This window comes from Hyphomicrobiales bacterium (genome assembly GCA_030688605.1).
Classification (GTDB): Bacteria; Pseudomonadota; Alphaproteobacteria; order Rhizobiales; family NORP267; genus JAUYJB01.
Genome location: JAUYJB010000177.1, coordinates 42,075 through 61,101, shown reverse-complemented (window position 1 = coordinate 61,101; position 19,027 = coordinate 42,075). Strand labels below are relative to the sequence as shown.

18 protein-coding genes are annotated in these 19,027 nt (G+C 66.9%); 9 read left to right on the top strand and 9 right to left on the bottom strand.

What is annotated here, in order from left to right:
• Positions 1–19: 19 nt before the first annotated feature.
• The 3 genes from Q8P46_18575 to Q8P46_18565 form a co-directional block, all read right to left on the bottom strand.
• A complete protein-coding gene (locus Q8P46_18575) occupies positions 20–1,021 on the bottom strand; it encodes an ABC transporter substrate-binding protein (protein MDP2622150.1) in 1,002 nt (333 codons plus the stop codon).
• Between the two features lie 307 nt (positions 1,022–1,328).
• Positions 1,329–1,685 carry a type II toxin-antitoxin system RelE/ParE family toxin gene (locus Q8P46_18570; GenBank protein MDP2622149.1) on the bottom strand — a complete coding sequence of 119 codons (357 nt, stop codon included), beginning with the start codon at positions 1,683–1,685 and terminating at the stop codon, positions 1,329–1,331.
• A gap of 4 nt (positions 1,686–1,689) precedes the next feature.
• Positions 1,690–1,971, bottom strand: a complete 282-nt coding sequence (locus Q8P46_18565; protein ID MDP2622148.1) for a type II toxin-antitoxin system ParD family antitoxin — start codon at positions 1,969–1,971, stop codon at positions 1,690–1,692.
• 173 nt (positions 1,972–2,144) lie between these two features.
• On the opposite strand from Q8P46_18565, the gene Q8P46_18560 reads away from it, so the two are divergent.
• The 4 genes from Q8P46_18560 (at position 2,145) to Q8P46_18545 (ending at position 7,213) form a co-directional block, all read left to right on the top strand.
• Positions 2,145–3,881 (top strand): iron ABC transporter permease, encoded by a 1,737-nt coding sequence (locus Q8P46_18560; GenBank protein MDP2622147.1) that lies wholly within the window; start codon positions 2,145–2,147, stop codon positions 3,879–3,881.
• A gap of 134 nt (positions 3,882–4,015) precedes the next feature.
• Positions 4,016–5,983 (top strand): AsmA family protein, encoded by a 1,968-nt coding sequence (locus tag Q8P46_18555; protein MDP2622146.1) that lies wholly within the window; start codon positions 4,016–4,018, stop codon positions 5,981–5,983.
• A gap of 246 nt (positions 5,984–6,229) precedes the next feature.
• On the top strand, positions 6,230–6,892 hold the full coding sequence (locus tag Q8P46_18550) for a hypothetical protein (protein ID MDP2622145.1): 663 nt from the start codon (positions 6,230–6,232) through the stop codon (positions 6,890–6,892).
• Between the two features lie 75 nt (positions 6,893–6,967).
• Complete coding sequence (locus tag Q8P46_18545) at positions 6,968–7,213, top strand: DUF6460 domain-containing protein (GenBank protein ID MDP2622144.1); 246 nt, start codon at positions 6,968–6,970, stop codon at positions 7,211–7,213.
• On the opposite strand, the gene Q8P46_18540 is transcribed toward Q8P46_18545, so the two are convergent.
• Positions 7,186–8,022: a gamma-glutamyl-gamma-aminobutyrate hydrolase family protein gene (locus Q8P46_18540; GenBank protein MDP2622143.1), complete on the bottom strand. Its 837-nt coding sequence runs from the start codon at positions 8,020–8,022 to the stop codon at positions 7,186–7,188. The two genes, Q8P46_18545 and Q8P46_18540, sit on opposite strands and share 28 nt — an antisense overlap.
• 196 nt (positions 8,023–8,218) lie before the next feature.
• On the opposite strand from Q8P46_18540, the gene Q8P46_18535 reads away from it, so the two are divergent.
• The 3 genes from Q8P46_18535 to cobU all read left to right on the top strand — a co-directional run bounded on the left by Q8P46_18535 (position 8,219) and on the right by cobU (position 11,512).
• On the top strand, positions 8,219–9,613 hold the full coding sequence (locus Q8P46_18535; GenBank protein ID MDP2622142.1) for a glutamine synthetase family protein: 1,395 nt from the start codon (positions 8,219–8,221) through the stop codon (positions 9,611–9,613).
• A gap of 16 nt (positions 9,614–9,629) precedes the next feature.
• Positions 9,630–10,910: an FAD-binding oxidoreductase gene (locus Q8P46_18530; GenBank protein MDP2622141.1), complete on the top strand. Its 1,281-nt coding sequence runs from the start codon at positions 9,630–9,632 to the stop codon at positions 10,908–10,910.
• A gap of 80 nt (positions 10,911–10,990) precedes the next feature.
• Positions 10,991–11,512 (top strand): bifunctional adenosylcobinamide kinase/adenosylcobinamide-phosphate guanylyltransferase, encoded by a 522-nt coding sequence (gene cobU, locus Q8P46_18525; protein ID MDP2622140.1) that lies wholly within the window; start codon positions 10,991–10,993, stop codon positions 11,510–11,512.
• Here cobU and cbiB read toward each other — a convergent pair.
• From cbiB to cobA, 5 genes are read right to left on the bottom strand one after another with little or no spacing between them, the layout of a single operon-like run.
• On the bottom strand, positions 11,496–12,476 hold the full coding sequence (cbiB, locus tag Q8P46_18520) for an adenosylcobinamide-phosphate synthase CbiB (protein ID MDP2622139.1): 981 nt from the start codon (positions 12,474–12,476) through the stop codon (positions 11,496–11,498). The genes cobU and cbiB overlap by 17 nt on opposite strands.
• Positions 12,473–13,495, bottom strand: coding sequence for a threonine-phosphate decarboxylase CobD (cobD, locus tag Q8P46_18515; protein MDP2622138.1), 1,023 nt, complete (start codon positions 13,493–13,495; stop codon positions 12,473–12,475). The genes cbiB and cobD overlap by 4 nt, the downstream gene beginning before the upstream one ends.
• Before the next feature lie 4 nt (positions 13,496–13,499).
• Positions 13,500–14,981 (bottom strand): cobyric acid synthase, encoded by a 1,482-nt coding sequence (locus Q8P46_18510; protein ID MDP2622137.1) that lies wholly within the window; start codon positions 14,979–14,981, stop codon positions 13,500–13,502.
• Positions 14,978–16,288, bottom strand: coding sequence for a cobyrinate a,c-diamide synthase (locus Q8P46_18505; GenBank protein ID MDP2622136.1), 1,311 nt, complete (start codon positions 16,286–16,288; stop codon positions 14,978–14,980). The genes Q8P46_18510 and Q8P46_18505 overlap by 4 nt, the downstream gene beginning before the upstream one ends.
• A complete protein-coding gene (cobA, locus tag Q8P46_18500; protein MDP2622135.1) occupies positions 16,281–17,141 on the bottom strand; it encodes a uroporphyrinogen-III C-methyltransferase in 861 nt (286 codons plus the stop codon). The genes Q8P46_18505 and cobA overlap by 8 nt, the downstream gene beginning before the upstream one ends.
• A gap of 53 nt (positions 17,142–17,194) precedes the next feature.
• Between cobA and Q8P46_18495 the strand changes: the two genes are divergently transcribed.
• Complete coding sequence (locus tag Q8P46_18495) at positions 17,195–18,289, top strand: cobalt-precorrin-5B (C(1))-methyltransferase (protein MDP2622134.1); 1,095 nt, start codon at positions 17,195–17,197, stop codon at positions 18,287–18,289.
• Positions 18,273–19,019, top strand: a complete 747-nt coding sequence (locus Q8P46_18490) for a cobalt-precorrin-6A reductase (GenBank protein ID MDP2622133.1) — start codon at positions 18,273–18,275, stop codon at positions 19,017–19,019. Before Q8P46_18495 ends, Q8P46_18490 begins: the two co-directional genes overlap by 17 nt.
• The last annotated feature ends 8 nt before the right edge of the window (positions 19,020–19,027 follow it).

Genomic DNA, 19,027 nt, shown 5'->3' with positions numbered 1-19,027 from the left:
CTGACATCAGGTCTTCAGGTCACCGGGTTCCAAGCTTCTGTAGCACCCGCTCAAGCGGGCCAAGATCCCAAAAATCGGCAACATTCAGTCTTGAGGGCTCCCCCCGGAGCTGGTCCGCAGCACTGTAGAACTCGAAATCGTGTTCGGCCGCGTCTGTGCCGCCGCCGTTGACGGGCAGAGCACCGGCCTCGGCGGTCTCCTTGAAATAGGCAAGAATTTCTTCGTTCGTGAGCCTGTGGGTTGCGGCCAGGAGTTTGAATTGCCTGGGCATCTCGACAACGACGGACGGATCATCGGCAATTTCGCGGATGCGCAATAGCAACTCCTCGACCAGGATATCGACGTCGTCTGCGTGGGCGGCAAGGTAGTCGATATTGGCGAACAAGGCCTCGTCGGTGGCCGTAAAGTCCCCGAGCGGCAGGACCTTGAACTTACCCGGCGCTTCTTTCTCGAGGGTGTGACGTTGGAATGCGCTGAGAATCGAGGCTCTGGTCTTGCCAAGCAGCAGCGCGTCGACCCGTCCCTTTGATCCCCCGCCGTAGATGAAGGACTTGTACGTAATGCCATGTTTCTCGGCCATGATCTTCATGATCGTCTCGGTGTCCGTCCCGCGCCCCTGAACGGCTACCTCCTGGCCGTTTAGGTCTTCCCATGTCTGGTAGAACTCGGAATTGACGACGGGGAAGAAACGCAGCCTCGACAGTTGCACAAACATGCGGACCCGCGGCTTAAACAACTGGATGAAGAGGTACGGCGTGCCAATGCCGATATCCGCCTCGCCTTTGACGACGGCCTGGAAGGCGAGGTCCTCGGCGTGCTTGAACGAGACCTCGATATCGACGCCGCGCTCCCTGGCGCGTTCGATGGCTGCGAGAAAGTGCAGCGATTCGATTGCTGGGACCCACGCGAAGGCGATCCGCATCTTGTTCTGTGCCTGGGCAGCGCAGACTTGCAGTGCAAAGAATACGGCGACGAGCGCGCTGGCGAAAACCCGCACAATTATGCTCTTGGTTATACTCATAGTGGGTTTATTCCATGGGTTGGGCGATTCCACCATACCGGTTCTGGCTGTTCTGAACCCTGTTCCGGCCATTCTGATTTAATCAATCGTTTGATTAAATAGCCCGTAAGATTCGTAATTACGGTGACATAATTACGGTGACAGTGCACTCAATTAACCGAATGCACGCGGTGACGATAGATAATTGAGTGCACTATCACCGTAATCCCTTCGGGACCTTGTGAATTCGCGGCCCGGCCGCATGGATCACCGGGTCGAAGCCCGGTGATGACGACGGGCGGGCCGCCGGCGTTTTGCTGTGGCCGCGTCAATCACCCCCCATGCCCACATGCCGGCTCGGCTCCATGCGTTCGTGCAGCACGCGGACGATCTCGACCGATCCGGGCCGTGTCGCACGGTAGTAGTCGATGTGCGCCGGCCTTTTCACCGCCGTCCGCGGATCGTCGCCGCGCGCGTGGCGGATATGGAGGCTGCGAATGCCGGGCGTGAGGTCGGCGCGGTCCCGCGTCGCCGGGCCTTCGGGATCGGCCGCGACCCGGCGCAGCGCCGCGGCCAGCAGGGCGGCGTAGCGGCGGCGGCCTTCAGGCCCCCACCGCGCCGCGCTGGCGGCGAGGATGCCCGCGAGGTCGGCTTCGGCCGGCGCCGAGAGACGAAAACGCGCCACGGTATCAGCGCTTAGCCGTGCCCGGCGGCAATCCTTCAAGATAAGCGTCGAGGTCCGCCTCCTCGACATCGGTGAACGCACCGCCTTCGAGCGCTTCGACGCCGCCCCCGATCTGCAGGCGCAGCGCCTTCAGCTTCAACGCGTCCTCCCGCCGCCGCTGTTGCAGCGCGCGCAGCGCGTCGCGGAGCGCTTCGCTCGCATTCTGGTATTCGCCGCTCTTGACCATCTTGTCGATAAGGGCGTCCTGCTCGGCGGTCAGACTGATATTCCGGGTCGGCATACCCATCTTCTCCTCGAAATCGGGACGAGAATAGCGGCGATGGCAAAGTTTGCCAATACCGTCCCGCCGCCCAACCGATTCGACAGGGCGAGCCCCGACCTGTTAGAGGGGGCTTGCGCGCCGGCGGGGTCTCCCCATCCGCTGCGTCAACCCCGTTTGCGAAGGATCGAAGAACGTCCTTGCCCAGCGTCACGCCACAGCAGAGCCCGGAAACAGCCCGAGCCGGGCGCCGGATCGCCTCCAATCCGAGCGAGCTGCGCTGGGGCGCGGCCGTGCTCGTGCTGTCGCTGATCGCGCTGGTGCCGCTGTTCGCGCTTGGCGTCATGGCCTTCGGGCCATCGGCCAATATCTGGCCGCATCTCCTCGCCACCGTGCTCCCCGGGGCGCTGCGCGACACGCTGTGGCTGATGCTCGGGGTCGGGCTCATCAGCCTCATTCTGGGCACGGGGACGGCGTGGCTGGTGACCATGTGCCGGTTTCCGGGCCGCGGTGTCCTCGAGTGGCTGCTGCTGGTGCCGCTCGCCGTGCCGACTTACATATCCGCCTATTGCTGGGTCGAGGTCATGGACTACGCCGGGCCGGTCCAGAGCGCCCTTCGCGCCCTGTTCGGCTGGCACGATGCGACCCAATACTGGTTTCCCGAAATCCGCTCGCTTCCCGGCGCCGTCGCGGTGATGTCGAGCGTTCTCTATCCCTACGTATATCTGACGGCGCGCGCATCGTTTCTCGCCCAGTCGGTGTGCGTCCTCGACGTCAGCCGCACGCTGGGCCACAATGCCTGGAGCACTTTTCGCGAGGTGGCGTTGCCGTTGGCGCGGCCGGCGCTGGTCGCCGGCGTCACCCTGGCGCTGATGGAGACCATCAACGATATCGGCGCGGTGGAGTTTTTCGGCGTCAGGACCCTGACGGTGACGATCTATGCGACCTGGCTCGGGCGCGGCAGCCTGGCGGGCGCCGCGCAGCTTGCCGCCGTGCTGCTCGTCTTCGTCTTCTTCCTCATCTGGCTCGAGCGCTACAGCCGCCGCCGCCAGCGCTTCCACCACACCTCGAGCAAGTACCATCCCCTGCCGCATACGCAGCTTGCCGGCGCGCGCGCCCTCATGGCGACGCTCGCCTGCGCCGTTCCGGTGCTGCTCGGCTTCGCCGTGCCCGCCTTCGTGCTCGCCGTCTATGCCGCCGCGCGGCTGTCGGACGCGCTCGGCGGCGGCTATCTGACGCTGGCGCGCAACAGCCTGACGCTGTCGCTGGCCGCCGCCTTGCTGTCGGTGGCGGCCGGCATCGTGCTGGTCTATGCGAGGCGGCTTACCCGCTCGCGCCTCGTCCACGGGCTGACCCGCACCGCGGTCATCGGCTACGCGGTGCCGGGGACGGTGCTGGCTGTCGGCATTCTGGTGCCGCTCGCCAGCCTCGACAATGCCGTCGACGCCTGGACGCGTTCGGCCTTCGGCGTCTCCACCGGGCTGCTGCTGTCGGGCTCGGCCTTCGCCATCGTGCTCGCCTATACGATCCGGTTTCTCGCCGTCTCGCACGGCGCCATCGAGGCTGGCCTCGGCAAGGTGAGCCCAAATCTCGGCATGATCGCGCGCACGCTTGGCCGCTCGCCGGGCCGTGCCTTGCGCGAGGTCCACCTGCCGCTGATCCGACCGGCGCTGGTCGCCGCGGGCCTCTTGGTGTTCGTCGATTCGATGAAGGAGTTGCCGGCGACGATCCTGCTGCGCCCGTTCAATTTCGAGACGCTGGCGACCCACGTCTATTCGTTCGCCTCGCTGGAACGCTTCGAGGATGCGGCGCTCGCGGCGCTGACCATCGTTGCCGTCGGCCTGGTGCCGGTGGTGTTGCTCAACCGCGCCGCGCGGCTCGGCTTCCGCTCCGGCCCCGAGACGCGGCCCGGGAGCGAGACCGTCGCAGTCGCATGAGGTATCAAAGGCTTATCGTCATCTCCCCGCGGCACCACCGTTCACCAGAGGGCGACGAAACATTTGACCCATCCGGACCTCGACCTATGATGGCCGAGTACAGGGTCAACACGTAACGCGCCGACGCTCACGACATGAAGCGGCTGTTCTCCTTTCTCGGGCTCATCGCGATCGCCGCGGTGGGGGCAATCTTCCTGATTCCCTACATCGTTTCGGCGCAAACCATTCGCGAATCCGTTGCCGCGCAACTGGAAAGCCTGACCGGGCGCGAGGTCGCCATCACCGGCCCGGCAAGTCTTTCCATGTTTCCCGCCATCATGGTGCGTATCGGCGGCGTCAGCATTGCCAATGCCGAGGGGATGGAGTCAGAGGCGTTCGTTGCCATGGACGAGCTCAACGCCAGTGTGCGGGTCATGCCGCTGTTGCGCGGCCAAGTCGAGATCGAGCGCTTCGTGCTGGTGCGGCCGCGTTTCAATTTCATCGTCAACGCGACCGGCCGGCCGAACTGGCGGCTGAGCAGCACCGCGCCGAAGACCGAGGAGATCGACGCCGCCGGCGCATTTTCACCCGCCGCCCGCTCGATACCGATCGGCACGTTCCTGGTCCTTGATGGCCAGATCAAGTACCGCAATCAGCGCTCCGGAGCGGCGATCGACACGAGCAGCATCAATGCGACGGTGTCCTGGCCGTCGCTGGCGAGCCCGATGACCGCCGCCGGCAACCTCGTCTGGCGCGGCGAGGTGCTGAACTTCAAGACCAGTTCCGACGACCCCATTGGTTTGGCCTCCGGCGGCACGACCCGGGCCGCGGTCATGGTCGACTCGAGCCGGTTCACGGTCGACGTCAAGGGGCAGTTCAGCACCAGCGTCGACTTCGCCATCGACGGTCAGATCAATCTGAGCGTGCCCTCGGTGCACGCCCTGGCGCGCTGGTTCGACACGGAGCTTCCCGAAAGCAGCGGGTTGAACAAACTGTCATTGGTGTCGAAAGTCCTCCTCGGCGGCACCAAGCTTGCCTTCTCCGAGGTCGCCTTGGTGCTCGACGGCAATAGCGCCGAAGGTGCCATCGTCGTCAAGCTCGAAGGCGAGCGCCCGCAGCTTCAGGCAACCCTGGCGACGCCGACGCTCAACCTCAACCCCTATCTGCCGGCGACGGCCGCGCCAAGCAAGGGTGAGGTGCCGAAGGCGCGCCCTGCCGGCTGGAGCACCGAGGCCATCGATCTGTCGGCGCTGCGGCTGATCAATGCCGATTTGCGGCTGTCGGCCGGCAAGATCACGGCGCGCGAATATGATCTCGGCAGCGGCGCCATCACGGCGGCGCTCACGGCCGGCCGGCTCACCGCCCAGGTCGCCGAGCTGAACGCTTATGGCGGTCAGATCAACGGCACGCTCATCATCGACGGCAGCGACGAGGCCCCGGAGGTGTCGACCAATTTCAGCGCCCAGGGCGTGGCCCTGTTGCGGCTGCTGACGGACATGGCGGGATTTTCCTATATCGACGGAAAGGGAGATATCAGCGGCAAGCTGCAGGCAAGCGGCCGCAGCCCGAGCGACCTGATCGCCGACCTGTCGGGAAAACTGACCCTGGCCGCCGCAAACGGCGCGATCAAAGGTATGGACGTGACCGGCTTGCTCGACACCCTGCGCGGCAGCCGCCTCGAGGGGTGGCAAACCACGGCCGGCACGGACACCAAGTTCGACCGCCTGCAGGCTGAGTTCCTTGTCGATCACGGTATCGCCGAGAACAAGGATCTTCTGCTCAAAGGCCCCGCCTTCGAGATCGGCGGAGACGGTTACGTCGATCTTCCCGCGCGATCGCTCGACTATCGGGTCTCCGCCAGCCTTATCCCGCAGCCGGGAACCGCTGCCGACCCGGTGCAAACGGCGGTTGCGCTGCCGCTCATCGTGCGCGGCGAGTGGGAAAGCCCGAATATCTATCTCGATCCGCTCAAGCTCAACAGCGTCGTGCCGCACGTCAAAGAAGCCATCCAGAAAGTCGAGGACGCAGGCAAGAAAGGGGAGCCGGGTCTGCTTGGGAGCGCCACCCGCCAAGGCGGCCTCGAAGCCGTCCTGGAAAGCCTGCCCGCCCCCAAGCCCCAATAACTTTACAAAGCATTCGTCACACGGGGACCGCATCTCGATCGGGCTTGGTCATCTTGGGCCATTAACGCTTCGGCCGGCCCGCGCCTCGCGCAACGGCCGGCGGCCTGGTATTACCTGATATTGGAGCGATGCTTTGGCCGCCATGTCGATCGGTATAGGATAGGCTGATTCCTCACGCTGGCGCGGGTAATGCCCTATAATCGGTTGAGGCGCTTGTGCGCTTTCCAAATCCAACGGAGGCAAGCCATGAAGGACACCACGATCTCAGGCCTGCGGGCCGTCGTCGTCGCCATCGCGCCGGCGGTGATGCTGGCCGGCTTGGTTTACCACCCGTTCATCGCCAACCTGACCGACACCGCAGCGGTCGCCGCAGCAGCCGGCGAGGACACCTTCCGCTGGGCGGTCGCCCATCTGCTGGTCGGCGTAGGCTCGGGACTACTCGCCCTCGCCTTCCTCGCCGTCCGCGCCTGGTTGCGGGAGGCGGGCGAGGAACGCTTCAGCGCCGTGGCGATCCCCTTCGTCATCATGGGCGCCACGCTTTACGCCATCCTGCCCGGGATGGAGTTCACCGTACTCGCCGCCGTCGAGATCGGCGCCGACGTCGCCGCCGCGCAGGCCGCGATCGACGCCTGGTTCCTGCCGCTGCTGCTCTCGGCCGCAGTGATCTTCGCCGTCGGCATCCTCGGTTTTGCCATGGCGATCGCACGCAGCGGCGTCCTGACGCCACCGCTGACGGCTCTCGTCGCCGGAGCGCTGGTCGTCATGGCCGTCGCGCACTTCGTACCGCTCGGGCTGTTCCAGTTCTACGTCAACGGCCTTGCCGGCATCCTGGCGCTGTGGCCGCTGGCCTACGCGATCCGGACGCGCGCGGCGACCGCCGCGCAACCCCGCGCGATGCAGGCTGACTGACGGAGCTTCGCCCGCAGCCCGCACCTGCGACCGGGAATCGCTCTAATTGCGGGGGCAGGCTGTCGGAGACGCGAGATGGTGCTGCGCTTCATATCGACCTTGGTCAAGATCACGCTGGCCTCGCTGCTGGTCGGCGTGGCGCTCGCCTTTCTCGACATCAGGCCGGAGGACGTGCTGAGGGATGTCGGCCTGACGCCCGATGAACTTCTCTCCTATCTCGGCGGCAGCGTGCGCTGGGCCACCCCGCACGTGATCCTCGGCGCCGTGGTGACGGTGCCGGTATGGATCGTCATCTACCTGTTCCGCCCGCCGCGCGGGTGAGGGGCCACGGCCTCGGGGCGTAGGCCCGCGTATGCGCAAACCGCCTCGCCGAAAGCCCGAAACAGGGCCCGCGACAGAGCATCCTCCGCAAAGCGCCATTCCGGGTGCCACTGCACGCCGATCGCAAAACCGGTCGCGTCGGCAACGCTGGCCGCCTCGATCATGCCGTCCGCGGCCCAGCCTTCGGCGATGAGCCGCTCGGCCAGCCGGTCGATGCCCTGTTCGTGCACGGAATTGACCTTTGCCGTGGCGCCGCCGGCAAGCCGCGCGAATATGCCGTTCTCGGCGAACCGGACCGAGTGAGCCGGCGCATATTTGACCTCATGCGGCGCAGTTGAATCTGCCAGGTGCTGCATCGTTTCCGGCACCGCGTGAAGCTCTTGGTGCAGCGTGCCGCCGAGCGCGACATTGAGCTCCTGAAGGCCGCGGCAGACGCAAAAGAGCGGCAGCCCGCGCTCAATGGCGGCAGGGATAAGCGTGAGGCTTGTCTCATCGCGCTGCGGGTCGCGCTGGGAACTGTCGCTGGGGTCGAATACGCCGCCATAGCGACGCGGCTCGACGTTCGAGGCGCTGCCCGGAAGGAACAGGCCATCGATGCGTTCGAGCGCCTCGTCGGCGCCATAAAAACATCCGGCCTCTTCCTCGGCACGGATTCCCGAGATCGGCGGCAGGATCACAGGCAGGACGCCTGCGCCATGGGCGAGCGCCGCCATATACTTCTCGCCAGCCAAATGGTAGGAATGGCCGTCGATGGCCCGTATGTCGGAGACAACGCCGACCAACGGACGGCGCGGTTGCGCATCAGCCATGGTCTTGCTCGGTCCTCGCGCCCATCGGCCCGCCGCCACGGACCGGCGCCCGGTTTGCAGCACAATGCGTCATGGGCCACGGCTCCAACTTTCGGCATCGCCGACCGGCCGTGAAACGCTCTAGCGTACCCGGCGCGTTTCGTCGAGGCCGTCGATGCGGCAGGCGGTACGACACGAGAAACTGCGGGTTGCGACCATGAAGACCGAACGGATCGAATTTCAGTCTGCCGCCACACGCGGCGTTGCCGACATCGACGCGGCACGGGAATGGATGACCGAGCGGCGCATCGACGAGATTGAATGCATCGTGCCGGACCAATCCGGCGTGGCATGCGGCAAGATGATGCCGGCGCAGAAATTCTTCGCCGGGCGCGTGATGAGCATGCCGCAATCGATCTTCTACCAGACGATTTCCGGCGAATATCCGGAAATCGAGGATGTCGAGGTCATGGATCCGGCCGACGGCGATTTCGTTTTCGCTCCCGATTTTTCGACCCTGTGCGTGGTGCCGTGGGAAAAGGACCCGACGGCGCAGATCATCCACGACGCCTACCACCGCGACAACCGGCCGGTCGAGGTCGCGCCGCGGCACGTGCTGCGCCGGGTCTTGAAGCTGTTCGAGAAGCGCGGCTGGAAATCAATCATCGCGCCGGAAATCGAGTTCTATCTGGTCAAGCCGAACACCGATCCGGACTATCCGCTGGAGCCGCCGGTCGGCCGCTCCGGGCGGCCGGAAAGCGGCCGGAAATCCTTCTCCATCGGCGCCATCAACGAGTTCGATCCCCTGTTCGACGACATTTACGACTATTCCGAGGCCCAGGGCCTGGAGATCGACACCCTGATCCATGAGGAGGGCGCAGCGCAGATGGAGATCAATCTGCGCCACGGCGATCCGGTGGACCTGGCGGACCAGGTGTTCATGTTCAAGCGCACCATTCGCGAGGCGGCGATGGCGCATGACATCTACGCCACCTTCATGGCCAAGCCGATCGCCGCCGAGCCGGGGAGCGCCATGCACATCCATCAGTCGCTGGTCGACGAGGAAACGGGCCGCAACGTCTTTTCCACCACGGAAGGCGAGCCGACGCGCGAGTTTTATGCCTTCATCGCCGGCCAGCAGCGCTACATGCCGGCGGCGATGTGCATGTTGGCGCCCTACGTCAATTCCTACCGGCGGCTGACCAAGGACCAGAAATCGGCCATCAACGTCCAGTGGGGGCACGACAACCGCACCACCGGCATTCGTATTCCGCCGTCAAGGCCTGAGGCACGGCGGGTGGAGAACCGCGTTCCGTCTTCCGATGCCAACCCCTATCTCGCCATCGCCGCGTCGCTCGCCTGCGGCTATCTCGGCATCACCCAGGAGCTGACCCCGACCAAGCCGATCAGCGGCAGCGCGCACGGCCTGCCCTACGATCTGCCGCGCGGCCTGTTGGAAGCGGTCGCCGAATTCGAGGCCTGCGACGAATTGCGGGAGATCCTGGGCAGTGCCTTCGTGTCCGTCTATAGCGCCATCAAACGCGAGGAGTTCGAAACCTTCATGGGGGTAATCAGCCCCTGGGAGCGCGAATTTCTGCTGCTGACGGTGTAAGACGCCGCCGCTTGCGATGGGCACCGAGCATCCGTCTTCCTATTTCGCGGCGACGGCCCAAGGGCTCGTCGCGTACCCGGCGCTAGAAGGGGCCCATAGCTGCGATGTGGCCATTATCGGTGGCGGCTATACCGGGCTTTCCGCGGCGCTGCACCTCGCGGAGCGGGGTTTCAAGGTCGTTCTCATCGAGGCGCGGCGCCTCGGGTGGGGCGCATCGGGGCGCAATGGCGGCCAGCTCCATTCCGGCCAGCGCCGCGACCAGACGACGCTCGCGGCGATGGTCGGCAAGGACGATGCGCGAAAACTGTGGCGCATCGGCGAAGAGGCGAAGGCCCTGGTCGTCGACCTGGTCCGCCGCCACGGGATTGACTGCGATCTGAAATTCGGCCTTCTTCACGCCGACCATAAACGCCGCTTCGTCGCCCATTCGCGCGCCTATGTCGACACGCTTCGCCGCGACCATGCTTATGAAAAGGCGGAGTTTGTCTCCGGCGAGGAGATGCGCGCCATGGTCGCAAGCCAAGCCTATCACGGCGGCTGGCTCGACCGCGGGGGCGCCCACCTGCATCCCCTCAACTTCGCCCTCGGCATTGCCCGCGCCGCCGCCTCCGCCGGCGCCAAGCTCTACGAGAAATCTCCTGCGATACGCATCGTTGAGGGCGATCCGGTGCGCGTCGAAATCGCCGCCGGCACGGTTTCCGCGCAATTCCTGCTTCTTGCCTGCAACGGCTATTTCGAGGGGCTGGCGCCGCGGGTCGAGCGGCGGGTCATGCCGATCAACAATTTTCTCATCGCCACCGAGCCGCTCGGCGAGGTGGCCGCCCTGGCGCTGATCCGCGACGATGTGGCGGTCGCGGATTCCCGCTTCGTCGTCAACTATTTCCGCCTCTCCGCCGACCGCCGGCTCCTGTTCGGCGGCGGCGAGACCTATTCGTCGCGCTTTCCCAAGGACATTGCCGGCCTCGTGCGCCGGCGGATGCTGACGATATTTCCGCAGCTTGCCGGCGTGCGGATCGACTATGCCTGGGGTGGCACGCTCGCCGTCACGCCGCGCCGGCTGCCCTATTTCGCCAGGCTTTCGCCGAATGTGCTGGTCGCCGCCGGTTACAGCGGCCAAGGCGTCGGCATGGCGGTCCTCGGCGGTCAGGTGCTTGCCGAAGCCGTCGACGGGACGCTCGGCCGTTTCGATGTTCTGGCGCGGCTTCCGGTGCCGGTCTTTCCCGGCGGCAGGCTCCTGCGCTGGCCGACCCTGGTCGCGGCGATGACCTGGTTTTCCCTGCGCGACCGGCTGCTATAGGCGCTCTCCGGCCAGGACGGGGATGGTGAATGAATGTGTTTCGGCCCTTAGAGTGGGTCCGGCTATAGTGGAATCATGTCATGACGGCTCTAAGACGCATCCTTATCCTCGGCGGGGCCCGTTCGGGCAAGAGCGCCTACGGGGAAAGCCTGATGCCGGCGCGCGGACCCAAGGTCTATGTCGCAACCGGCGAACCCGGCGATGAGGAAATGGCAGCCCGTATCGCCGCTCACCGCGCCCGCCGCGGCCACGGCTGGACGACGGTGGAGGCGCCGCTCGACCTTGCCGCCGCGATCCGGGCGCATTGCGCCGCTGACGCCCATGTGATGGTCGATTGCGTTACGCTGTGGCTGTCGAACGTGCTGCTTGCCGAGCGCGACGTGGCGGCGTGCGTCGACGAGCTCATCGACGCGGTAAGCGGGGCGGCCGGGACCTTGATCCTGGTCTCAAACGAGGTCGGCTCGGGCATCGTTCCCGACAACCCCCTGGCGCGGCGGTTCCGCGACGCCGCCGGGTGGGCCAATCAGCGCCTCGCCGCGGTTGCCGACGAGGTCGTGTTCATGGCCGCCGGCCTTCCGCTCGTCCTCAAGCAACCAAGATAGCAAGAACCGCCAGAGCAAGGGTCACGCCCGCCAGGATATCGAGCGCCCGGCGGTAAAGGGCGAGCGCTTTGCCTATGTCCTCCGGGTCCAGATCGCTGCGGCCCGCGCCCATCGCGGGGTGGTCGACCAAGCGCCCCTCGTAGCTGCGCGGTCCGCCGAGGCGAAAGCCGAGCGCGCCGGCAAGGGCGGCCTCCGGCCATCCGGCATTGGGCGAAGCGTGGCGCGGCGCATCGCGGCGCATGGCGGCAAGCGCAGCCTTGCCGCTACCGCCGCCGAGCGCCGCCGCGGCGGCGAAGAGCAGGCCGGTCAGCCGCGCGGCCGGCCAGTTGACGAGATCGTCGAGCCGGGCCGCCGCCCAGCCGAAGCGGCGGTATTTCTCGCTCCTGTAGCCGATCATGCTGTCGGCGGTGTTGATCGCCTTATGGAGCGCCGCCCCCGGCAGGCCGGCGAGGAAAAGCCAGAACAACGGCGCGACGATGCCGTCGGAGGTGTTCTCGGCCAGGCTCTCGACGGCGGCCCTCGCAATGCCGGCCTCGTCGAGCGCGCCGGTGTCGCGCCCGACGATGTGGCCGACCGCGTCGCGGCCAGGCTGCAATCCCTGTCCGAGCGCCGCGGCGACATCGGCGACGCGGTGGCCGAGGTCCTTTTGCGCGAGAAGGCTTGCCGCCATAACGCCTTCGGCGAGGACGCCGAACGGCAGGCTGCGGAACAACAGAACCAGCGGTACCGTGACCGCCGCGGTGATCGCGAGCAGAAGGAAGACGGCCGTCACCCCACGCAGCCGGGCGACGCGGCTGCCGGGTCGGTTCAACTGCCGGTCCAGCGCGGCGATCACGGCCCCTGTCCACATGACAGGATGACGGACCGCGCGAAACAGGTCTTGCGGATAGCCGAAGAAGCGCTCGACCATGAGGGCGATCAAAGCGACGAGCGCCGATCCGGCAAAAAAGTCGAGACCGCTCACGAGAAACCGCCGTCTTGGTCGAGGAGAGCGGCTTGCAGCCGTTGGAAGGCCCGTGGCCCCTCGGGCAGGCCGAAGCGCAGCCGGTTCGACCTTTCGCCGAAGCAGCGCACATAGATGCGGGCCCTGAGCAGGCGGAAAAAGATTGCCTCCGCCGCCTCGTGCGCGGCAAGCCGGAACAGCGGCGTGCCGCCGACAATCTCGAATCCCGCCCGCGTCAAGAGCCGGTCGAGCGCGGTGGCGTCACGGCTGAACCGTTCGCGGCTTGCCGCCTGCCATTTCCGATCGCCAAGGGCGCGCGTGGCGATGGCGATGGCCGGGCCCGAAACCGGCCAGGGGCCGAGGCGCATGCGCAATTTCGCGGCCAAGGCCGGCGGCGCCACGGCAAAGCCCAATCTGAGGCCGGCGAGCCCGAAAAATTTGCCGAAAGAGCGCAGCACGACGACGTTTTGGCCTGCGGCAAGGCCAACCGCGCTGCAGGCCGGCACCGCATCGGCGAATGCCTCATCGATGACGAGCCAGCCGCCGCGCTCGGTCGCCGCGTTGGCCATTCGGGCAAGCGTTTCGGGCGAAACCAAGCGCCCATCCGGATTGTTGGGATTGACGAGGACAACGAGGTCACCTGTCTTCGTCGCTTCGGCCTCATCGACCATGCGCACTTCGCCGCGCCGCGCCCAGGCGCGCGCATGCTCGCCATAGGTCGGCCCGACAATGACGGCCCGGCCCGCCGGAAGAATGTCGGGCAGGATGCGGATCAGCGCTTCGGAACCCGGCGCCGGGACGATGTCCGCGCCTTCCGGTGCGCCGTAATAGGCCCGTCCGGTTTCGATCAGCGCCTCGAGATCGCGGCGTGCCGGCAACCGGCTCCAAAGCTCCGGATCGAGTGCGGGCAGGGGATAGGGCCTCGGATTGATGCCGGTGGAAAGGTCGATCCAGCTTGCTTCCGCGCCGGCGTCCTCTCCCAGCAGCGCCTCCGCCTCGCCGAGGTCGCCGCCATGGGCGGGGGCATCGCCGCTGCTCATTCCGTCAGCTCCCGGTCCTCGCCCGCGCCTCGCCGCCGGCGATCTGGAGCAGCAGGCCGAGATCGACATGCTGTTCGAGATGGTCTGCGAGCGCATCAAGCGTCTCTTCGATCAGCGTCTCATAGGCGGTTTCGGAGCCCGTTGCGCCAAGGGCCATTAAATAGGCGTGGCGGAACGCATCGGAGGCGAAGAGGCCATGCAGATAGGTGCCGGCGATGCGCCCGTTTGCCGACGTTGCGCCTTCCTCATGGCCGGCGACGACGGCGAAGGGCCGGGCGCGGTCGTTTCCCTCGGTCCGCCCCAGATGCATCTCGTAGCCAGCGAGCGCTTCGCCGGTCTCCCGATGGACGCCGTTCACGGTTGCGAGCCGCTTCGCCGGCTCCAGGACCGTCTCCACATCCAGCAGGCCCAAGCCCTCGACGCTGTCGGCCTCGCCCTCGATGCCGTCCGGGTCGTGCACCGCGCAGCCAAGCATCTGATAGCCGCCGCAAAGCCCGAGCACGGCGCCTCCGCGGCGCGCATGGGCGAGGATGTCGATGTCCCAGCCCTGCTCGCGCAGATATCTCAGATCGCCGAGGGTCGATTTCGAGCCCGGCAGCAGGACGAGATCGGCATCGGCCGGAATGGGCGCGCCCGGCTGGACGATCGTGAGCCGCACCCCCGGTTCGAGCCGCAGCGGGTCGAGATCGTCGAAATTGGCGATGCGGGATAAGCGCGGCACGGCGATGTGGAAGGCGCCATTGCCGTCGCCGCCGGCGTCTTCGAGCGCGACCGCGTCTTCCGCCGGCAGCTGCCGGGCGGCCGGAAAATGGGGGACCACACCGGCGCAGGGACAGCCGGTCCGCTCGACGAGAAAATCGATGCCCTCGGCAAACAATGCCGGATCGCCGTGAAAGTTATTGACGAGGAAGGCGGCGATCCGCATGCGGTCGTCGGGCGACAGCACCTCGAAGGTTCCGACGATCGAGGCGATGACGCCGCCGCGATGAATGTCGGCAATCAACACGACGGGCACGCCGGCTGCGGCTGCAAAGCCCATATTGGCGATGTCGCGTGAGCGCAGATTGATCTCCGCCGGGCTTCCGGCGCCTTCCACGATGATCAGGTCGGCCTTGGCGCTGAGCGCCGCGAAGCTGTTCAGCACGGCAGGCAGGAATTCCAGACGCTCGGCCATGTAGCGCCGCGCTTGAAGGGTCGCAACGCGCTCGCCGCGAACGATCACCTGGGCGCCGCGGTCGGTCTCCGGCTTGAGCAGCACCGGGTTCATGTCGACGCTTGGCGCAACCCGGCAGGCCCGCGCCTGCAGCGCCTGGGCGCGGCCGATCTCGCCGCCCTCGACGGTGACAGCAGCATTGTTGGACATGTTCTGCGGCTTGAACGGGCGCACGGCCAGACCCCGCCGCGTATAGGCGCGGCACAGGCCGGCGGCGATCAGCGACTTGCCGACGTGCGACCCGGTCCCCTGCAGCATCAGAGCAAGCGTCATGCCGTCTCCTCCGCGGCGTCGATGATATGGGCATAGGACCCCATGACCCTGCCGCGCTTCAGCCCGAGCGTGCCGATCTGGCGGCCGGCGGAGTCGCGGGCGGAGAATAGCGGCTCGGCTGCCTCTTCGCGGGCAATGGTCGAATAGTGGAACTCATGGCCGGCAAGCCGTCGCGGCCAGAGAAGCGCGCCGTCATGCTCCAGATGCCGGTAGCCGAGATGCAGCTTGCGCCTGGCAAAGCTCGTCTCGATGGGCAACAGCCCGGCCATGGCGTGGGCGGCGCCTTCCGCGTCGACCAGCGCCTCGCCAAGCACCATGAAGCCGCCGCACTCGCCATAGATCAGCGCGCCGCGCTCGGCTGCCTTGCGTAGGCCGCCGAGAAAGGTCTTGTTCTGGGCGATGCGTCCTGCATGCAGCTCCGGATAGCCGCCGGGAAGGAACACCGCGTCGGCATCCGCGTCCGGCGCCTCGTCGGCGAGCGGCGAGAAGGCTCGAAGTTCCGCGCCCGCCGCATTCCAGCCATCGAGCAGATGCGGATAGGCAAAGCCAAAGGCGCGGTCGGACGCAATCGCGATGCGCCCGCCAAGAGGCGCAAGCCGTTCAACGGGCTTTTGCGTCAGTCGAAGCGGCGCGGCGAGGGCGGCGAAGCGGTCAAGATCGATGCCTTCGGTCGCGCTGGCTGCAGCGCGGCCAAGGAGCGCGCCCAGATTCCCGTGCTCCTCGGCTTGAACGAGGCCGAGATGCCGCGACGGCATCACCATCCCGGCGTCCTCCATGAGGGCGCCGACGACGGGAACGCCGATCAGGTCGAGGGCGGTTTCCAATATGGCGCGATGACGGACGCTGGCGACGCGATTGAGGATGACGCCCGCGACGCGGCAATCGGCGCGAAATTCGGCAAAGCCCTTGACCAGGGCGGCGACCGAGTGCGCCTGGCGCCTGGCATCGACGGTAAGGAGCACGGGAAGGCCGAGCAGGCAGGCGAGGTCGGCCGTCGAGCCGGACCCATCCTCGGCGCCGTCGAAGAGACCCATCACCCCCTCGACGACCAAGAGATCGGCGGCGGTGGCGGCGTTCAGGGCAAGCGCCCGGACGAGCCCCGGCCGCATCGCCCAAGGGTCGAGATTGACGCAATCCCGACCCGTGGCCGCGGCGTGAAAGCGCGGATCGATATAGTCCGGCCCGACCTTGGCCGAGGCAACCCGGTGGCCGCCCGCGCGCAGAGCGCCGATAAGGGCAAGGGTCACCAGGGTCTTTCCCGCGCCGGAGGCGGGCGCTGCGATGATCACCCCCCGCGGCTCAGCCAAGGTTGTTCTCCCGCAGCGCGGCGGCGTACCAATCGAGCGTGTTCCGCAAGCTCACGACCCGGCCGACGACGACAAGGGCCGGCGTCGGCAGGTCCGCCACCTCGGACCCCTCGCCGATGGCGCCGAGCGTGGTTTCCAACACCGATTGGTGCGGCAGCGTGGCATTGGATACGATGGCGACGGGATCGGACCGCGCGCGGCCAAAGCCGATCAGACGTTCGGCGATGGCGGCGATGTTCCTGACCGCCATGTACATGACGATGACGGGGGCGGCGGTGGCCACGGCCCGCCAGTCGACCCGGCTCGGCATGGCGCCTGCCTGGTCGTGCCCGGTCAGGAACAGGACGCTCTGGTTGACTTCGCGGTGGGTCAGGGGGACGCCGGCATAGCCCAGCCCGCCGATGCCCGCGGTGATGCCCGGAACGATGCGGAACGGCACGCCGGCTTGGCTGAGCATCTGGCACTCCTCGCCGCCGCGGCCGAAGATCAGCGGGTCCCCGCCTTTCAGCCTAACCACGCGGCAGCCGTCCTGGGCGAGCTCGATCAGGCGCAAGGAGATGTCTCGCTGTTTCGCCGATGGCCGGCCGCCGCGTTTGCCGGCATATTCGATTTTCGCCTCTGGCTGCGCCCAATTCAGGATCGCATCGTTCACCAGGGCGTCGTAAACGACGGCGTCGGCGCGTTGCAGCGCGTAATAGCCGAGCAGGGTCATCAGCGCGGGAGCGCCCGGTCCCGCGCCGACGAGCCACACTGAGCCCGGCGTAAATTCGGGGAATCCGGCCGCATCGAGACGGGCAAAACCGTGCGCCGGCGCATCTTTCTCGGCTTTGCGCTTGGGTTTTTTCGCGGCCATGCTCCTGCACGCTTTCTGTTGCCGTCCCCGTGGCCGATGTATAGAGGCCGATTATGGGGACCGCCAGAGACGAGAGCACGAATAATCTGCGCCGCGGCTGGACCACCGGCGCGTGCGCCACGGCTGCCGCCAAGGCCGCCTTCACGGCGCTTATCACCGGCAGTTTCCCGGACCCGGTGCAAATTCGTCTGCCAAAGGGCGAAATGCCGGCCTTCGCGCTGGCCTGTGAGGAGCGCGGCGAAGGCTTTGCCCGCGCCGGCATCGTCAAGGACGCCGGCGACGACCCGGACGTCACCCATGGCGCGCTGATCGTCGCATTGGTGCGGCGCGGCCCGCCGGGCTCGGGCATCACCTTTCGCGCCGGAGAGGGCGTCGGAACCGTGACCAAGCCGGGTCTGCCGGTGCCGCCGGGGGAGCCTGCGATCAACCCGGTGCCGCGGCGGATGATGCGCGAAGTCATCGCCAATGTCGCGGCGGCGCACGGGGCGGGCTTGGATGTCGAGATCGAGATTTCCGTTCCCGATGGCGCCCGCATCGCCGAAAAGACCTGGAACCCGCGCCTCGGCATCGTCGGCGGCATCTCGATCCTCGGCACCACCGGCGTCGTCCATCCCTATTCCTGTTCGGCCTGGATCCACGCCATCCGCAATGGCATCGACGTGGCCCGCGCCTGCGGCGTGACCCATATCGCGGGGGCCACCGGGTCGACCTCGGAGGCCGCGGTGCGACGGCTTTACCATCTCGACGACACGGCCCTGATCGACATGGGCGATTTCGTCGGCGGCATGTTGAAATATGTCCGCGCCCATCCCGTGGCCCGCGTCACCGTCGCTGGAGGCTTTGCCAAGATGAGCAAGCTCGGCCAGGGTCTGCTCGATCTGCATTCGCGCCGCGGCGAAGTGTCTTTCGATTGGCTGGCGAATCGCGTCGCGGACGGCGGTGGTTCAGGTGAGCTGGTGGGCGCGGTTCGCGGGGCAAATAGCGCAGCCGAGACCCTGTCCCTTGCTGCGACAGCCAATATCGACCTTGCCGGCCGGGTCGCGGCGCGCGCCCTTGCGACAGCAAAAAAGGCGCTCGGCAATGCGCCGGTTGCCGTCGATATCCTCGTGGTCGACCGGGAGGGAACGATCATTGGCCGGGCCGGATAGGAAGATTCTGATCCTCGGCGGCACCGGCGAGGGGCGGCTGCTCGCCGGGCTGCTGCATGTCGAGAAGAACCTGAAGGTCATCACGTCGCTTGCCGGCCGCACCAGCGCGCCCGAGCTGCCGGCGGGCGAGTGGCGCAGCGGCGGCTTCGGCGGCGCTGAGGGGCTTGCCACCTATCTCATGGCCGAAGCGATCAGCCTTGTCGCCGACGCAACCCATCCCTTCGCCGCCACCATGTCGCGCAACGCTGCGGAAGCCTGCCGGCAGGTGGGCATTGCCTATGTGCGCCTGGAACGCCCGGCCTGGCGGCGTGCCCGTGGCGACCGCTGGCGGCCGGTCGAATCCGTTGCCGCGGCCGCCGCCGCCATTCCTGCCCGCGCGCGGGCACTGGTGACCGTCGGGCAGCGGGACATTGCGGCCTTCTTTGCGCGCGCCGATACGCGCATCCTCGCCCGCATGATCGAGCCTCCGCAGATACCCCTCCCGCCCCATGTGGATCTTCTCTTGGCCCGGCCGCCCTTCAGCCTCGATGCGGAGCTGGCGCTATTTCGAGAGCACGGCACAAATGTGCTGGTGTGCAGGAACTCCGGCGGCGACGCGACCAAAGCCAAGCTCGCCGCCACGCGCGAATTGCACCTGCCGGTGATCATGATCGAGCGGCCGGAAAAGCCCGCCGCGCCCTCGGCCGCAACGCCGGAAGGGCTACGCAGTCTGATCTTGGAGTTGGCTTAGGCGGACAG

What these genes read in the sequence shown, in the direction of transcription:
- Q8P46_18575 (MDP2622150.1), bottom strand. Translation starts at nt 1,021, where the DNA reads ATGAGTATAACCAAGAGCATAATTGTGCGGGTTTTCGCCAGCGCGCTC.
- Q8P46_18565 (MDP2622148.1), bottom strand. Translation starts at nt 1,971, where the DNA reads ATGGGTATGCCGACCCGGAATATCAGTCTGACCGCCGAGCAGGACGCC.
- Q8P46_18555 (MDP2622146.1), top strand. Translation starts at nt 4,016, where the DNA reads ATGAAGCGGCTGTTCTCCTTTCTCGGGCTCATCGCGATCGCCGCGGTG.
- Q8P46_18550 (MDP2622145.1), top strand. Translation starts at nt 6,230, where the DNA reads ATGAAGGACACCACGATCTCAGGCCTGCGGGCCGTCGTCGTCGCCATC.
- Q8P46_18545 (MDP2622144.1), top strand. Translation starts at nt 6,968, where the DNA reads ATGGTGCTGCGCTTCATATCGACCTTGGTCAAGATCACGCTGGCCTCG.
- Q8P46_18540 (MDP2622143.1), bottom strand. Translation starts at nt 8,022, where the DNA reads ATGGCTGATGCGCAACCGCGCCGTCCGTTGGTCGGCGTTGTCTCCGAC.
- Q8P46_18535 (MDP2622142.1), top strand. Translation starts at nt 8,219, where the DNA reads ATGAAGACCGAACGGATCGAATTTCAGTCTGCCGCCACACGCGGCGTT.
- Q8P46_18530 (MDP2622141.1), top strand. Translation starts at nt 9,630, where the DNA reads ATGGGCACCGAGCATCCGTCTTCCTATTTCGCGGCGACGGCCCAAGGG.
- cobU (MDP2622140.1), top strand. Translation starts at nt 10,991, where the DNA reads ATGACGGCTCTAAGACGCATCCTTATCCTCGGCGGGGCCCGTTCGGGC.
- cobD (MDP2622138.1), bottom strand. Translation starts at nt 13,495, where the DNA reads ATGAGCAGCGGCGATGCCCCCGCCCATGGCGGCGACCTCGGCGAGGCG.
- Q8P46_18510 (MDP2622137.1), bottom strand. Translation starts at nt 14,981, where the DNA reads ATGACGCTTGCTCTGATGCTGCAGGGGACCGGGTCGCACGTCGGCAAG.
- cobA (MDP2622135.1), bottom strand. Translation starts at nt 17,141, where the DNA reads ATGGCCGCGAAAAAACCCAAGCGCAAAGCCGAGAAAGATGCGCCGGCG.
- Q8P46_18495 (MDP2622134.1), top strand. Translation starts at nt 17,195, where the DNA reads ATGGGGACCGCCAGAGACGAGAGCACGAATAATCTGCGCCGCGGCTGG.